This is a genomic window from Chryseobacterium sp. VAUSW3, from assembly GCF_002205795.1.
In the GTDB taxonomy this organism is placed as follows: domain Bacteria; phylum Bacteroidota; class Bacteroidia; order Flavobacteriales; family Weeksellaceae; genus Kaistella; species Kaistella yananensis.
In genome coordinates this window covers 127,785-143,518 of record NZ_NIUY01000003.1, presented here as the reverse complement: position 1 = coordinate 143,518, position 15,734 = coordinate 127,785, and the positions used below count along the sequence as shown (strand labels likewise).

Here is a 15,734-nt window from a genome sequence, read left to right as displayed (position 1 = left end):
TTTCTAAGTAAATTATTAATCAACCAAATCGGTTAATTTCATGACTGTTTTTTCGGTTTCAGCCTTGAGGTCTTCAATATTGCTGTTGTTGTAGATGACAAAATCTGCTTTTTTCACTTTATCTTTTTCGGGCATCTGTTTATCCATCACCGCTTCAACTTCGCGGTAAGTTTTGTCGTCGCGGTCCATTACACGTTTGATTCTGATATTATCATCTGCCGTAACAAGAAGAGATTTATAGCAGCTTTCATGAAGCTTCAGTTCAAATAAAAGAGCGGTTTCTTTAAAGAGAAATTCAGCGCTTTGACTGGCAACCCAGTTTTCGAAATCCAGCCTCACGGCAGGATGAATTAGTCCGTTCAGCTGCTTTAGCAGTTCTTCATTATTGAAAACGAGATCTGCCACATATTTCCTGTTATATCTGCCCGATTCATCGTAAGCATTTTCGCCCAGAAGTTTGCTGATGTCATTTTTCAGATTTTCGTTATCATTCACGATTTCTTTAGCCCTCACATCCGAATAATACACCGGAAATCCCAGTTCCTCAATAAATTCGGCAACTGTAGTTTTGCCCGAACCGATTCCGCCGGTGAGACCGATAATTTTTTTGTTGTGATTAAAATATTCTTCTTCCATGCTGTTTTCAGGTTAATAGCCAAAAACTTCGTTCATGGAGAAAGTTTCATCCAGACGAACACCTTTTTCAGTCATCTTCAGGCTGGCTAGTTCGTTGTGGGCATCGTGTTCGAAAAACAACAGATATTCATTATCAACACACTGTTTCAGGAATTTTGCTTTTTCTTCCATCGTCAGCAGCGGTCGCGTATCGTAACCCATGACATAAACCTGGGGGATATGACCAACGGTAGGGATAAGATCTGCCGCGAAAACAATCGTTTTTTCCTGATACTGAATCACGGGAAGCATCTGTTTTTCGGTGTGTCCGTCTACAAAAATCACATCCATTTTCAGATCTGGTGCGAAACCGTAATTCCCGCTATTCGGTGTAGGCAGAAAATTGAGTTGTCCGCTTTCCTGCATTGGCAAAATATTTTCTTTTAAGAAACTTGCTTTCTCGCGCGGATTGGGTTCTGTAGCCCACTGCCAGTGATTTTCGTTGGTCCAGAAATGTGCATTTTTGAAAGCAGGACGATAGCCGGTTTTATCATCATTCCACTCTATCGCGCCCCCGCAATGGTCAAAATGAAGATGCGTAAGAAAAACATCGGTAATATCATCGCGCACGAAACCGTATTTCTGCAGGTTTTTATCCAGAGAATCATCGCCCCAAAGTGAATAATGTCCGAAGAATTTTTCGTCCTGCTTATTGCCGAGGCCGCAGTCGATGAGAATGAGTTTTTTACCGTCCTCCACTAAAAGGGAGCGGGTTCCTAGTTCTATTAAATTTCTTTCGTCGGCCGGATTGGTCTTTTCCCACAGGGTTTTCGGAACGACTCCAAACATAGCGCCGCCGTCTAATTTAAATTTCCCACATTGTATTGGATATAGCTTCATATATTTTGTTTTTGATTTTCCGTTTCTAATTTAGCAATTTATTTTATTTCAACGGACTTGGCGGCTCTCCTTTTCGCTTATTTTTAACACAAAGAACTTCGTTATAGGTTTCTCATTTTCTCAGCAATACGCTGCGAATTTCCGTCCGAAGATTCCTCTAATTCTTTAATGATATTTCTGAAATCACTTTCATTTCTGTTCTGACTTAATTTATTAACAATGAATATTTCCGTAGGAAAAATATGGATTCCGAAAGCGCCTTTCATTTCATTTTTCACATATTCATCTTCCATATTTTCAACCAGCATTGGGCATTTCTGGTCTTTTTCATATTTAAAAGTCAGCTTTCGTAGATGTTCATAAAGTTCATCATCATTCATCAATTTCACCTTTCCACGTACCTGAACCGCCTCGTAATTCCAAGTTGAAACATTTTTGTGATCATACCAAGATGACGAAATATAAGAATGCGCGCCAAGAAAATCGCACAAAACTTCGTCGCCATCTTTCAGAACTTTTGCCTGAAAATTGGCTTTTGAAATATGAGTTTCCAGATAAAAATTCCCTTCATTTTCATTCGCCAAAAACATGGAATGCGTCGCGGCTAATTTTTCTTTATCTGAAATTAAAAGTGCAAAACCGTTTTCACTAATGATTTTTTTCATCAGTTCTTGGTCTTCGCTTTTATAAAGTTTAGGAATGTACATACGGTTAAAAAAGCTGATCCGGTCTTTTCGGTATGGAAATATTCAAATGTTTATAGGCTTTCTCCGTCACTTCCCGTCCTCTCGGCGTTCTGATAATGAAACCTTCCTGAATGAGAAATGGTTCATAAACCTCCTCCAAGGTCTCCGGATTTTCGCCAATCGAAGTAGCCAAAGCGGAAATTCCCACTGGTTTTCCACGGAAATTTTCGATCATCACGCGCATAATTTTATTGTCCATATCATCCAATCCGAATTCATCAACATTTAATGAATTTAATGCGAATTTGGTAATTTCAATTTCGATTTCACCATTGCCTTTTATTTCCGCAAAATCCCGAACTCTTCTTAGCAGAGCGTTTGCAATTCTCGGTGTTCCACGGCTTCTTCGGGCTATTTCCAATGCAGCATCTTCATAAATCGGAACGCCAAGAACTCGCGCACTTCTTTCGATGATCATTCCTAAAAGTTCAACGGTGTAGTATTCCAACCGCGATTGGATTCCGAATCTTGCCAACATCGGTTTGGTGAGCATACCGGAACGAGTGGTTGCGCCAACCAAGGTAAAGGGATTTAAGCCAATTTGTACGGAACGCGCATTGGGACCGCTCTCCAGCATGATATCGATTTTAAAATCTTCCATCGCGGAATACAGATATTCTTCCACAATCGGCGACAATCGGTGGATTTCATCAATGAAAAGGACATCGTTTTCTTCAAGATTGGTTAAAAGTCCGGCCAAACTTCCGGGTTTATCCAAAACCGGCCCCGAAGTTATTTTACAGCCCACTCCCAATTCATTCGCAATAATATGTGCCAAAGTCGTTTTTCCCAATCCCGGCGGACCATGCAAAAGCACATGATCCAGCGAGCCGCCTCGATTTTTGGCCGCCGCCACGAAAACTTCTAGATTGTCCAATGTTTTTCGTTGTCCGGCAAAATCCTGAAAACTCTGGGGACGGATTTTTTCTTCTTGTAACAATTCTTCGTCGGAAAAATTTTCTTGATCTGGGTGAAGAAAATCTGGCATTTTTTTGTTTTAAATTTTAAGAATCAAAGATAATTCATTTTAATTATCTAAACACAAGACCCTAAATAAATCCATCATACATAAGGCTTAGTTTATCCATTGATAAAAAACTTTGCTGGCATAATGTTTAAATGTTAAATTTACCAATATGAAAATTACTGGACCTTTCAAACAAATCGTTACGCTTGCCAATCTGCCTTTGCGGGGGAAATTGGCAGATGAACAACTCGAAATCATCGAAAATGGAGGAATTCTCTCCGAAAACGGAAAGATCGTTGATGTTGGAAATTTTAATGGTTTAAAAACAGCATATCCAACCGCTCAAATTGAAAATATCACAGGGTCGCAAGTTGCTCTTCCTGCTTTCACCGATGCACATACGCACATTTGTTTCGGTGGAAACCGCGCCAATGATTTTGCGATGCGAAATGCCGGAAAAACCTATTTGGAAATTGCCGAAAGTGGCGGCGGAATCTGGAGTTCCGTGCAACATACGCGAGCAGCTTCGGAGGATGAATTGCTGAAAACCACTTTAGAAAGAATTAATTTTTTAATTTCTCTGGGAATTACCACGATCGAGATAAAATCCGGTTACGGTTTGGATGTGGAAAACGAGCTAAAAATGCTCCGCGTGATCAAGAAAGCGCAAAATTTTACCAAAGCAACTTTAGTTCCGACTTGCCTTTCCGCCCACTTGAAACCACGAGATTTCGAAGGTGATAATGTGGAATATCTTCAATATATTTTAAATGAAATTTTACCGCAAGTAAAAGAAGAAAAGCTTGCGAACCGCGTAGATATTTTTATTGAAAAATCTGCATTTCAACCGGAAGAAAGCCAAGATTTCCTTATGAAAGCCAAAGAAATGGGCTTTGAAATTACCGTTCACGCTGATCAGTTTACACCCGGAAGTTCGAGGATTGCTGTGGAAGTTGGCGCAAAATCGGCCGACCATTTGGAAGCTACAGCGGATGAAGACATCGATTTTATCGCCTCCTCGGAAACCGTTGCGATTGCACTTCCCGGAGCAAGTTTAGGTTTGGGAGAAAGATTTTCACCGGCAAGAAAAATTTTAGACAAAAATGGCATTTTAGCCATCGCATCCGACTGGAATCCGGGTTCCGCGCCTATGGGAAATCTTATTACCCAAGCTTCAATTTTGGCCACTTTCGAGAAACTTTCCACAGCAGAAGTTTTGGCGGGAATTACGTTCCGTTCGGCTTTTGCGCTCGGTTTGGAAGATCGCGGGAAACTGGAAAAAGGCAAAAAAGCAGATTTTGTAACCTTCAAAACCGATAATTTTCAAAACGTTTTGTACCAACAAGGAAGTTTGAAAGCAGAACGCGTTTTTATTGACGGAGAAAAAATTTAATAAAAATAATTATCTTAACGCCTCAAAAATAATACAATGAGCAACTTAGAAATGTGGGAAGTTTTCATCCAAACAAAACCCGGACTTTCCCACAAACACGCAGGTACAGTACAGGCGGCTACTTCCGAAATGGCTTTACAGAACGCACGCGACGTATATACCAGAAGAATGGAAGGAACCTCGATTTGGGTAGTTCCGAGCAAATATATGGTAACATCCGAGGGCATAGACAAGGAAGCATTTTTCGATCCGGCAGACGATAAATTATACCGCCATCCCACTTTTTACGAAATCCCGAATGACGTAAAAAACATGTAAATTCTTAGAAACAAGATTCAAGAACAAACAATGAAAACTCTTAAATCTTGGCTCTTAAATCTCAAATAAAAATGAATCCACTCTTTAATTATCTTTTAAAACTTGCCGATGACACGCTGATTTTCGGGCAACGATTGGGCGAACTCTGCGGACAAGGACCTTATCTGGAAGAAGATATCGCACTCACCAATATCGCACTCGATTATCTTGGGCAAAGTAACAATCTGTATCAATATGCTGCAAAGGTTCAGGATTTGGGAAAAACAGTAGACGATCTTGCTTTCCTGCGTTTGGAAAAAGAATATTTAAACTGCCAGCTTTCGGAAATACCAAACGGTGATTATGCACAGACAATTTTGAAAGTATATTTCTTCTCCGTTTATCAGAAAATTCTGTATACCATTTTACAGGTGAGTGAAGATGCCCAGTTGGCTGCGATTGCAGAAAAATCCCTGAAAGAAGTAAAATACCATTACACGCACACTTCAACATGGATTAAAATGTTTGCCGGCGGGACAGAAGAAAGCAAGACACTGCTGAAAAATGCAGTAGAAAACCTTTGGGAATATACCGCCGGAATGTTTGCAGAAACCGAAGGCGAAAAGGATCTTAGCCAACTCGGAATCGCGCCAAATGCACAGGATCTCTATGAAAACTGGAAATTTTTGGTTGCAGAGGATTTCAGAAATTTCGGTATTGAAATTCCGGAAAACGAATTCATGCAGAAAGGTTCCAGAACCGGCTATCACACAGAATATTTTGGTTATATTCTTTGCGAATTACAATATATGCAGCGAACGTATCCGAATTGTGTTTGGTAATCTTTCATCAAAAGTAAATAATGTACAACCTTCTCGACATACTGGCTGAAATCCCCGATCCCGAAATCCCCGTGATCAACATCGTGGAGCTCGGAATTGTGCGCGATGCAAAAATGATTTCCGAAAATGAAGCGAAAATCGTGATTACACCGACTTATTCTGCTTGTCCGGCGATGTTTAATATTGAAGAAGACATCATTAAACTTTTCAAAGAAAAAGGAATTAATGCAAAAGTCATCACCAAAATTTCCCCAATATGGACGACCGACTGGATCACCGATGAAGCGCGGGAAAAACTCCGCATTTACGGGATTACACCTCCGGAAAAAGGCGCTCACGAAGATCACCTCAACATTCCGAAAAAATGTCCGAGATGCGGTTCAGAAAACACCAGACAGATCAGCCGCTTCGGCTCTACACTCTGCAAAGCCAGCTATCAGTGCAACGACTGCCTGGAACCTTTCGACTATTTTAAATGCCACTGATTTAATTTACTGCATAGTTTTAATTCTTCCGGACTTAAAAAATATTGGTAAATTGGAGCCATATAAACTCAAAAATATGTACACTCATCTCGAAATAGAAACCCATCTTGAAGGCAAACTTCAGATCGCTTACCTCAACCAGCCTGAAACGTATAACAGTTTAAACAAAACTTTACTGAAAGAGCTCCGGACATTTGTTCATGACTCCTCGAAAAACCCAGAAGTGCGCTGTATCGCAATCTCAGGCCGCGGGAAAGCGTTCTGTTCCGGACAGAACCTAAAAGATGCGCTTTCTTACGGTGATGAAGGTGAAGAAAGAGTGATTCAGAGAATTGTGATCGATTATTACAACCCTTTGGTAAAGGAAATTTCCAAATGCAGAAAACCGGTTGTTTCTTTGGTAAACGGTCCGGCGGTAGGCGCCGGCGCGATGTTGGCTTTGATTTGTGATATTACTTTGGCAACAGAATCCGCCTATTTTTCTCAGGCTTTCGTGAACATCGGTTTAATTCCGGATACCGGCGGAACGTATTGGTTACCGAAACTTTTAGGCCGTCAGCAGGCAAATTATCTGGCCTTCACCGGAAAGAAAATTGCCGCTCCGGAAGCAAAAAATATGGGTTTGATTGCCGATGTTTTTGAAGACGCCAATTTCACCGACCAGTCACTGGAAGTTCTTAAAACGCTTTCTTATTTACCTACAAAAGCCATTTCGCTTACGAAAAAAGCATTTAATGAATCTTACGACAACAACCTGAGTCAACAGCTCGATCTGGAAGGAATCCTTCAGCAAGAAGCTGCGGAAACGGAAGATTTCCGCGAAGGTGTTGCAGCGTTTCTGGAAAAAAGAAAACCAAATTATCAAGGGAAATAGATAAAAAATGCAAGAACCAAGAAGCGAAAGCCAGAATCCTGCAATCTCAAATTTCAAACCTCAGATCTCAAAAGTAGGAATTATCGGTTCCGGAACCATGGGAATCGGCATTGCGCAGGTTGCGGCAACTTGTGGCTGTGAGGTTTTTTTGTATGATGCAAATGCTGCTCAAACAGAAAAATCATTAACAAACCTTAAAAAAGTCCTGGACAAATTGGTTGAAAAACAAAAAATATCTTCAGAAAAAAGCGAAGAAATTTTCAACAAAATAAAACCATGTACTGAACTTTCAGACTTTAAAAATTGCGATTTGGTCATTGAAGCCATCATTGAAAACAAAGAAATCAAAACCAATGTTTTTCAAAATTTAGAAAAAATTGTTTCGGAAAACTGCGTGATTTCGAGCAATACTTCTTCGATTTCGATCACTTCCCTATCATCAGAATTAAAAAATCCGGAAAGGTTTATAGGAATTCATTTTTTCAATCCTGCGCCGCTCATGCCTTTGGTGGAAGTTATTCCTGGACTTTTAACGGAGAAAACTTTAGCGAGAAAAATGTATTCTTTAATGGAAAATTGGGGCAAAACTCCGGTTATTGCGAAAGATGTTCCCGGATTTATTGTGAACCGAATTGCCCGACCTTTTTATGGTGAAGCATTAAGAATTGCCGAAGAACAAATCGCCACTCCTGAACAAATCGACGATGCAATGCGGACTTTGGGAAACTTCAAAATGGGACCTTTTGAATTGATGGATTTAATTGGAATTGATGTGAATTTTGCGGTAACAAAAACGGTATATCAGGATTATTTTTACGATCCAAAATACAAACCGAGTTTGCTTCAGCAGAGAATGAGCGAGGCGAAATTTTTGGGCAGAAAAACCGGAAAAGGATTTTATGATTATGCGGAAAATGCGGAAAAACCTGCTCTAGAAAAAGACGACGAATTGTACCAAACCATTTTCAACAGGATTATTTCCATGCTCATCAACGAAGCTGTAGAAGCAAAAAGACTCGAAATTGCCAATGATGAAGATTTGGAATTAGCGATGCAAAAAGGTGTGAATTATCCAAAAGGTTTACTTGCTTGGGGAAATGAAATTGGCTACGAAAAAGTTTCAAAAACGCTTCAAAATCTTTACGAAACTTATCAGGAAGAACGTTACCGACAAAGTCCGCTCCTGAAGAAAATGTAACTGATAAAAATTAAAATTTATGAATCCAAAAATACTTCCGGCGCTTATTTCTGTTGTTGTTTCTTTCATCGTTCTTACTGTTCTCAGTTTTTTCATGACAAAATTTTTATTGAATTCTAACCAGGATTTTATGACATTTTTCGAGGAAAAATGGTTAGTGACGCTGGCTATTGTGGTCGTTTTTGTAGGCTACAAACACTTTTTCAGCAACAGAAAATAATTTCATTAAACTTTTATTTATAAATGACCCCACTCGAAACCGCTCAATATATGCTCAATCAAGACCATTTCTCCCAATGGATGGGAATAAAACTGATTGAGGTCCGCGAAAAATATTGCTTAATAGAAATGCCGGTAAAACAGGAAATGATCAACGGATTGAAAACCGTTCACGGCGGTATTACTTTTTCCTTCGCCGATTCAGCACTGGCTTTTTCAAGCAACAATACCAACGAAGCTTCGGTCGCATTGAATTGCACCATTAATTTCACCAAAGCCGTGAAAATGGGCGATATTTTGAGAGCAGATAGCGTCTTAATTTCCGATACTCGAAAAACCGGAATTTACGATATCAAAATCACCAATCAAAAACAGGAATTGGTCGCTGCTTTTCGCGGAACGGTGTATAAAATTGATAAAAAAGTGACGGATTTGTAAATTCAATTCTTATAAAAATATTTCACAATTCCCATTTTGGGAATTTTTTTTGTTATATTTGTATCAAATTATTTGGTTTTGAGAGTGATAGCAAAAAAAATTCTTCGTGAATTTTGGGAAAAACACAATGATTGTGAGCAGCAACTAAAATCGTGGTTTAAGGAAGCAAGCGTTGCAGAGTGGAAAAATGCTCACGATATCAAAAGTGAATATCCAAGTGCAAGTATTTTAAATGATCAAAGAATCGTCTTTAATATTAAAGGAAATCATTATCGCCTCATTGTGAAACTCAATTACGATTATCAAATGATTTGGATTCGATTTATTGGTACTCACGCCGAATATGATAAAATTGACGCCAACGAAATTAAAAAAAATGGAAATTAAACCAATCAAAACTGAACAAGATTATTCCGATGCATTAATGAGATTGGAAGAAATTTTTGATGCAAAAAAAGGAACAAAAGAAGGCGATGAATTAGAAGTTTTAGGAATTCTCATTGAAAAATATGAAGATGAAAACTTTCCGATTGATTTGCCAGATCCTATTGAAGCAATAAAATTCCGGATGGAACAAATGGATTATTCCCAAAATGATTTGGCAAAAGTTATCGGTTTGAAAAGCCGGGCCAGTGAAATTTTAAATAAGAAAAGAAAACTTTCTTTGGAAATGATCAGAAACCTGCATTCCATCATGAAAATTCCCACAGAAGTGCTCATTCAGGCCTATTAAATTTTAGAAATTAATTTTCAAAACTCAACTTCAAAAAACAATTTTTGAAGTTTTTTTTATTTCGATGTAACATATTTCCGAACTTCGTTGTCTTACCTATAAACTAAACTATGACTCACGCAATCTTTAAAGAAACGGTATTCTGTCTCAAGGATGAGATGTATCGTTTTGCAAAAAGATTTGTGATGAGCAGTGACGAAGCCGAAGATATTGTACAGGATTTAATGATAAAATTCTGGCAAAAAAAAGAAGAATTGCCCACATTCGGAAACCTGAAATCATACGCGATGAAATCGGTGAAAAACGAATGTCTGAACCGGCTAAAGCACCACGATGTGAAAATGGGTTTTGCAGATTTTCAATTTCACCGGAGCGAGCTTTACCAAATCGAAACCAATAATTTGAAAGATCAAATTCTAGGCTTCATCAGGCAACTGCCGGAGAAACAAAAAGCCGTGATTCACCTGAAAGATGTTGAAGAATATGAAATCTCGGAAATCGCAAAAATGTTGGAAATGGAAGAAAACGCAGTAAGAATAAATTTAATGCGTGCCCGACAAAAAATTAAAGAACAAATCACCAAACTGATGAATTATGAAAACCGACAAATCACAGGATAAATACAACGAAATCTTCCAAGAGCTCAGGGAAGAAAAGATGAACTGGGATTTCGAAGATTTCTTGGCGGAAGCTGAAAAAGAAAAAAACCTTACCACTAAAATTTCAGAAAAGAAAAGCGCGTCTTTCCCGAAGTTTTATTGGATGGCAGCGAGTGTAGTACTGCTTGTTTCCATGGGAGTTTTCTATAAAATTTCCGACCAAAGTAAGATGGATGAACAAGATCAATTGGTAAAAAATGAAATCTTAAAACAAAAAAATGATTTCGGTAAAGGCAACGAGATTGTCGCGATCAATAGCTCGAAAGATTCTCTGAAAACAGCTGCTGATAGTTTGGTTACCGACTCAGTATCCATCAACGATGGTGATGATGTAATAGAAAAAATTCTTCCGAAAAGAGGAAGGATAAAAAGACAGACGCGGCCGCAGTTTGTCGATAATTCCACACCAGAAAAATCTGCAAGGGGCAAAACTGCCCAAAATCCCGAGTACAAATCCAACTACGTGATTATCAACGGGCAAAAAATAGAAAACGAACAGGAAGCCATCGATCTAACGAAATATTCGTTCCGAATTCTTTCTGAAAATGTATCTAAAACAGTAGCTTCGACTGAAGCAGTGAACAGCTTTATTACAGATTACTAAAATTTAAAATCATGAAAAAATTACTCTTAATATTCGCCCTTACTTTCTCGTATTTTATCCAAATAAATGCCCAGAAAGACAAATTAGATCAGCTTTTTGATAAATACCAGGAATCCGAAGGGGTTACCTCCATCAAAATTGCAAAACCGATGTTCAACATGCTCAACAAGCTGAATATTAACGATTCCGAACTCGAGCAAATAAAACCTTTGCTCAGCAAAATTAATGGTTTACGAATCCTTATTGTAGAAAAACCGACCGTAGCAAACAATACGGGAAGCCAAAACAAACTCAATTTAGGGAATTTTCAAAGTCTTCAATCCGACATTCACAATTCCATTAAAAACATGAAATATGAGGAATTGATGACTGTGAACAGCAAAGACAATAAAATTAAATTCCTTTCTTCTGATGCAACCAACGGAATTTTAGACAATTTGCTTTTAAATATCAGCTCTGAAGGGAATACCGTTTTAATGATGCTCGATGGGAAAATTTCTATGGATGATGTGAACAAGCTGATCAACGAGACGCAAATATATGCAACGGGTGGATCGGATGGCAATAACTCTTCAACTTCATCCGGCTCGGCAAGAGAAGAAGTACGTAAAGTTGCCAGTTTCAGCGGCATTCAGGTTTCATCAGGAATCAATGTTTCCTTCACTCAGGATTCTAAACAAAAAGTAGTGGTAGATTCCGACAGACCGGAATTGGTAAAGACCGAAGTTGTAGGTGATATTTTGAAAATTTATGTCGATAACAACAATAACCGAAATCTGAAATTCAAAAAACTGAGTGTGACTGTCTCTGCTCCGGAACTGAGCAAAATCGCGGTAAATTCAGGCGCAAATTTTAACACCCTGAATACCGTAAAAAGCAATTATTTTCAGATTGCCACAACTTCGGGAGCAAATCTGAAAGCCGATCTGGAAACCACGGGAAAAGTAGAACTCTCCACAACTTCAGGTTCAAACGTAAGACTAAATGTAAATGCAGACGAGCTCGAAATGAGTGCGACCAGCGGTTCTTCGGCAACATTATACGGAAAAATAAAAGAAACAACTTTCGATGTTTCCAGCGCGGCTACAGTGAACGCACAGGATCTGGAAACACAGAAATCACAAATCAACGCTTCATCAGCAGCAAATATAAAGGTGAACGCAACTGAAAACATTAACGTTACCGGAACCTCGGGTGCGAGTGTAAGATACCGCAGCAATAATAATGTAAAGCGTAATGCATCACTCACTGGCGGAGCGTCAATGAAACCTTTGTAAAAACTTTCACCATGAAAAATTTGATCCTTATTCCTTTAGCTTTATTACTGCTGAGTCTGCAATCCTGCATCGTATCGAGGACACCAAAAATGGGCTTTTTCGATAATCCTCATTACGACTACGGCGGTGCAAAATTTACCAGTGTTAATGTACCCATGTTTCTCGCTAAACCTATCGTGAAAAAAGCTTTGAAAGAAGATGGCGAAAGCGAAGAACTCATCAACCTCATCAAAAAAGTTTCAGATGTGAAGGTGATGACCGTGGAAAATGGCAACAAGGAAATGTTGGGTGATTTTGCCAAATACCTTACTTCCAATAATTTTGAAGAATGGATGACTGTAAAAAAGGCCAATGAAACCATTAATTTCCAAGCAAAACACAGCGGCGATGTGATTAAAAAACTCCTCATCACCGTGCATTCCGGAAAAGAACTGGTTTTTGTAGATGTCACAGGAAAATTCACCCCCGACGACATCTCACGAATCATCAATTATTCTGAGAAAAATGATGTAAAAAAAATGACTTTGAAATAAAAATTAGAAATGACAGCAACGCTATTGCTGTTATTTTTTTTGAAGATAACATTGCGTGATCGCTTTTTTTAATACGAAAGAAAAACTCAATTTCGATTTTCCAAAAAAAAACCATAATTTTGCAAGAAAGTAAAGATGTCTATTCACAACAAAATCGTAGAAACTGCCATCACTTTCGATGACGTTCTACTTATCCCTTCTTACTCAGAAGTTCTGCCTAATCAGGTTTCCCTTAAATCAAGACTTTCCGATAAAATTACGCTCAATGCACCGATCGTTTCCGCTGCGATGGATACAGTTACCGAAGCCGAAATGGCCATTGCAATGGCGAGAGTTGGAGGTATTGGTTTCATCCACAAAAACATGCCCATTACCGAACAGGCCGAGCAAGTTTACCGCGTAAAACGTTCGGAAAACGGAATGATTTCCGATCCGGTGACTTTATCCAAAGATCATACTTTAGCTCAGGCAAAAGAAATGATGGCTAATTTCAAAATTTCCGGACTGCCCGTGGTTGATGCTGATAACAAACTTATCGGAATCATCACCAACAGAGATGTAAAATACCAGGAAAACCTCGATGCAAAGGTGGAAGAACTGATGACCAAAGAACAACTCATCACTTCCGACAAAGAAACCAATCTCGAACAAGCTAAAGCGATTCTTCTTCAAAACCGAGTGGAAAAACTTCCAATTGTGGACAAAGAATTCAAATTGGTGGGTTTAATCACCATTAAAGATATCGACAATCAATTGGAATATCCCAATGCCAATAAAGACCAAAACGGTCGCCTCATCGTTGGAGCAGGCGTTGGTGTTGGCGAAGATACGATGGATCGCGTTGCTGCATTGGTAAAAGCCGGTGTCGACATTATCGCAGTTGATTCTGCTCATGGCCATTCGAAAGGAGTTTTAGATAAAATTAAAGAAATCCGTACGGCTTTCCCAGATCTGGATATTGTAGGTGGTAATATCGTGACTGCAGACGCTGCAAAAGACCTCATCGAAGCTGGCGCAAATGTGCTGAAAGTAGGTGTTGGTCCTGGCTCAATCTGTACTACAAGAGTTGTTGCGGGAGTTGGTGTTCCTCAACTTTCTGCTATTTATAATGTTTTTGAATATGCTAAGACAAAAAATGTAGCCGTAATCGCAGATGGTGGAATCAAACTTTCCGGAGATATCGTGAAAGCTCTGGCTTCCGGTGCAAATGCTGTGATGCTCGGTTCACTTCTTGCGGGTACTGATGAAGCTCCAGGTGAGGAAATTATTTTCCAGGGAAGAAAATTCAAATCATATCAAGGAATGGGTTCACTCTCGGCAATGAGACGTGGTGGAAAAGAAAGATATTTCCAAAGTGAAGCCAAAAAATTCGTTCCAGAAGGGATTGAAGGGCGAGTTCCTCACAAGGGAAAATTAGAAGAAGTTGTTTTCCAATTGACCGGCGGAATCCGCGCTGGTATGGGCTATTGCGGGACAAAAGACATCGACACTTTACAGAAAGACGGCAAGATGGTGATGATCACGGGAAGCGGACTGAAAGAATCTCATCCTCATGATGTTATTATTACTCAAGAAGCTCCGAATTATTCGCTTTAGGAACATTAAAAACATACAAAAGGCGGCCACAGAATCCTGTGGCCGCCTTTTTAATAAATGATTTAAAAATTACTTTTTAATAAATTTCAGTTCGGTAGTGGTAGAATCTGATGAAATAACCTTCAGAATATAAAGTCCAGATTTCAAACTACTTAAATTAAGTTTGGTGGTAAAATCTAAAGATTTCACAAGTTGTCCTCCAGAATTGAAGATCTGAAGCGAACTTGCATTCGAAACACCAGTAATAGTCATAAAATCCGAAACCGGATTCGGAAACATCTGTATTTTCCCTTTTTTTACTGCTGTTGCTCCGAGTATAGAAGTATGTACATCTCCACTAATTGTTGAGTTGGTATCAGTAAGATTTCCACCACAGGCGCCTTCAGTGATGGCAACATTTTCAACCCACGTTCCTACAGTATTACTGGGCGGGTTCAGTGCACTGCTGTTGCCTGTGGAGTTGTAATAAAGCAGATAAGGGTTCACGAAATCTCCGTTACCACTATCGGCTAGAAATTCCCACCGGTTCTGCGTAGTATTCCACTCTATTTTAAATTCGCAGGTACCCAACCCTCCACATTCCTGATCACCGTTTACGGGAGTAGTGATGTAGATCTTTTTATTATTGGTACTGACTCCTGTTTGGGTAAAGATAAAATCCTGATTTTCAAACAGATTATGACACCCATTGAAGTTAATGGTACTCTGAGCGAAGAAAAATGTACCCGCTGCTACTGTTAAAAAGCTAAAAATCTTCTTCATAGCTTATGGTCTTGACGGATAAATACCCTGAGTAGCAATAATGCATTTCAAAGAAAGGTAAGGTTGCATGTTGTTATGTGGTTGGCTTCCACCAGCTACTCCCACCATCTGCTGATTCATGGTAACATCCAGATTTGTACCCGTGCTGTATTCTTTATCCAGCGCTTTTGTATTCGCAGGTACAGCTCCAGTTGGTAAATTTGCATTTCCTTCATCACTGGTTGCTCTTACAATATGGCTGTGCGTAGGCATTTCAGTCGTAATTAATGTATGCGTTTCCGCTCCGCCAATTTGTCCCTGTGTTTTGGGAGAAAGGCCATTACCTGTTCCCGCATGAACAATAACCCTTCCACGCATATCCGGTAAAGCAAAAGTAGTTTGTCCGTTTCCGCCATACATAGTTCCAAGAAGGGAGAATAAAGCCGTGTTCTGGCTGATTGATAACAACTGTCCATTGCACTCCGCCCAACCTTGAGGAGCAAAATTAAATGCAACAAATGCAATCTGTCCTAAAAATGGCTCAGCTTGTGCTTTAATATTAATGGCGGAAGATACCAGCAATAACGTAAGTAAAGTTTTTTTCATGATTCTTTTTT

General features: G+C 39.2%; 21 protein-coding genes. 15 read left to right on the top strand and 6 right to left on the bottom strand.

Annotated elements, in window-relative coordinates; genetic code table 11:
- Nucleotides 1–15 precede the first annotated feature (15 nt).
- The 4 genes from coaE to ruvB all read right to left on the bottom strand — a co-directional run bounded on the left by coaE (nt 16) and on the right by ruvB (nt 3,249).
- Complete coding sequence (gene coaE, locus CDW55_RS10435) at nt 16–636, bottom strand: dephospho-CoA kinase (protein ID WP_088469707.1); 621 nt, start codon at nt 634–636, stop codon at nt 16–18.
- Between the two features lie 12 nt (nt 637–648).
- Complete coding sequence (locus CDW55_RS10430; protein ID WP_088469706.1) at nt 649–1,515, bottom strand: MBL fold metallo-hydrolase; 867 nt, start codon at nt 1,513–1,515, stop codon at nt 649–651.
- Between the two features lie 101 nt (nt 1,516–1,616).
- A complete protein-coding gene (locus CDW55_RS10425) occupies nt 1,617–2,222 on the bottom strand; it encodes an FMN-binding negative transcriptional regulator (RefSeq protein WP_088469705.1) in 606 nt (201 codons plus the stop codon).
- Between the two features lie 4 nt (nt 2,223–2,226).
- Nucleotides 2,227–3,249, bottom strand: a complete 1,023-nt coding sequence (gene ruvB / locus CDW55_RS10420; RefSeq protein WP_088469704.1) for a Holliday junction branch migration DNA helicase RuvB — start codon at nt 3,247–3,249, stop codon at nt 2,227–2,229.
- A 148-nt stretch (nt 3,250–3,397) separates the two neighbouring features.
- Between ruvB and hutI the strand changes: the two genes are divergently transcribed.
- The 15 genes from hutI (at nt 3,398) to guaB (ending at nt 14,376) form a co-directional block, all read left to right on the top strand.
- Nucleotides 3,398–4,621, top strand: coding sequence for an imidazolonepropionase (hutI, locus tag CDW55_RS10415; RefSeq protein ID WP_088469703.1), 1,224 nt, complete (start codon nt 3,398–3,400; stop codon nt 4,619–4,621).
- Nucleotides 4,622–4,657: 36 nt separating this feature from the next.
- Complete coding sequence (paaB, locus tag CDW55_RS10410; RefSeq protein ID WP_088469702.1) at nt 4,658–4,939, top strand: 1,2-phenylacetyl-CoA epoxidase subunit PaaB; 282 nt, start codon at nt 4,658–4,660, stop codon at nt 4,937–4,939.
- Nucleotides 4,940–5,010: 71 nt separating this feature from the next.
- Nucleotides 5,011–5,760 carry a 1,2-phenylacetyl-CoA epoxidase subunit PaaC gene (gene paaC / locus CDW55_RS10405; RefSeq protein ID WP_088469701.1) on the top strand — a complete coding sequence of 250 codons (750 nt, stop codon included), beginning with the start codon at nt 5,011–5,013 and terminating at the stop codon, nt 5,758–5,760.
- 20 nt (nt 5,761–5,780) lie between these two features.
- A complete protein-coding gene (gene paaD, locus CDW55_RS10400) occupies nt 5,781–6,245 on the top strand; it encodes a 1,2-phenylacetyl-CoA epoxidase subunit PaaD (protein ID WP_179285936.1) in 465 nt (154 codons plus the stop codon).
- Nucleotides 6,246–6,321: 76 nt separating this feature from the next.
- The gene (locus CDW55_RS10395) at nt 6,322–7,119 is read left to right on the top strand and encodes an enoyl-CoA hydratase-related protein (protein ID WP_088469868.1); all 798 of its coding nucleotides are present in this window, start codon (nt 6,322–6,324) and stop codon (nt 7,117–7,119) included.
- A 7-nt stretch (nt 7,120–7,126) separates the two neighbouring features.
- Nucleotides 7,127–8,317, top strand: coding sequence for a 3-hydroxyacyl-CoA dehydrogenase NAD-binding domain-containing protein (locus CDW55_RS10390; RefSeq protein WP_088469699.1), 1,191 nt, complete (start codon nt 7,127–7,129; stop codon nt 8,315–8,317).
- 19 nt (nt 8,318–8,336) lie between these two features.
- Nucleotides 8,337–8,537 (top strand): hypothetical protein, encoded by a 201-nt coding sequence (locus tag CDW55_RS10385; RefSeq protein ID WP_088469698.1) that lies wholly within the window; start codon nt 8,337–8,339, stop codon nt 8,535–8,537.
- Nucleotides 8,538–8,560: 23 nt separating this feature from the next.
- Nucleotides 8,561–8,974: a PaaI family thioesterase gene (locus CDW55_RS10380; protein ID WP_088469697.1), complete on the top strand. Its 414-nt coding sequence runs from the start codon at nt 8,561–8,563 to the stop codon at nt 8,972–8,974.
- Between the two features lie 78 nt (nt 8,975–9,052).
- Nucleotides 9,053–9,361, top strand: a complete 309-nt coding sequence (locus CDW55_RS10375; RefSeq protein WP_088469696.1) for a type II toxin-antitoxin system HigB family toxin — start codon at nt 9,053–9,055, stop codon at nt 9,359–9,361.
- Nucleotides 9,351–9,707, top strand: a complete 357-nt coding sequence (locus CDW55_RS10370; protein WP_088469867.1) for a type II toxin-antitoxin system HigA family antitoxin — start codon at nt 9,351–9,353, stop codon at nt 9,705–9,707. The genes CDW55_RS10375 and CDW55_RS10370 overlap by 11 nt, the downstream gene beginning before the upstream one ends.
- Nucleotides 9,708–9,817: 110 nt before the next feature.
- Nucleotides 9,818–10,327, top strand: coding sequence for an RNA polymerase sigma factor (locus CDW55_RS10365; RefSeq protein ID WP_088469695.1), 510 nt, complete (start codon nt 9,818–9,820; stop codon nt 10,325–10,327).
- On the top strand, nt 10,302–10,970 hold the full coding sequence (locus tag CDW55_RS10360) for a hypothetical protein (RefSeq protein ID WP_088469694.1): 669 nt from the start codon (nt 10,302–10,304) through the stop codon (nt 10,968–10,970). Before CDW55_RS10365 ends, CDW55_RS10360 begins: the two co-directional genes overlap by 26 nt.
- A gap of 11 nt (nt 10,971–10,981) precedes the next feature.
- Nucleotides 10,982–12,247, top strand: coding sequence for a DUF4252 domain-containing protein (locus CDW55_RS10355; RefSeq protein WP_088469693.1), 1,266 nt, complete (start codon nt 10,982–10,984; stop codon nt 12,245–12,247).
- Nucleotides 12,248–12,258: 11 nt separating this feature from the next.
- A complete protein-coding gene (locus CDW55_RS10350) occupies nt 12,259–12,780 on the top strand; it encodes a DUF4252 domain-containing protein (RefSeq protein ID WP_088469692.1) in 522 nt (173 codons plus the stop codon).
- Nucleotides 12,781–12,915: 135 nt separating this feature from the next.
- On the top strand, nt 12,916–14,376 hold the full coding sequence (gene guaB / locus CDW55_RS10345) for an IMP dehydrogenase (protein WP_088469691.1): 1,461 nt from the start codon (nt 12,916–12,918) through the stop codon (nt 14,374–14,376).
- Nucleotides 14,377–14,445: 69 nt separating this feature from the next.
- On the opposite strand, the gene CDW55_RS10340 is transcribed toward guaB, so the two are convergent.
- Nucleotides 14,446–15,138 (bottom strand): T9SS type A sorting domain-containing protein, encoded by a 693-nt coding sequence (locus tag CDW55_RS10340; protein ID WP_088469690.1) that lies wholly within the window; start codon nt 15,136–15,138, stop codon nt 14,446–14,448.
- A 3-nt stretch (nt 15,139–15,141) separates the two neighbouring features.
- Nucleotides 15,142–15,723, bottom strand: coding sequence for a phage tail protein (locus CDW55_RS10335; protein WP_088469689.1), 582 nt, complete (start codon nt 15,721–15,723; stop codon nt 15,142–15,144).
- Nucleotides 15,724–15,734 lie beyond the last annotated feature (11 nt).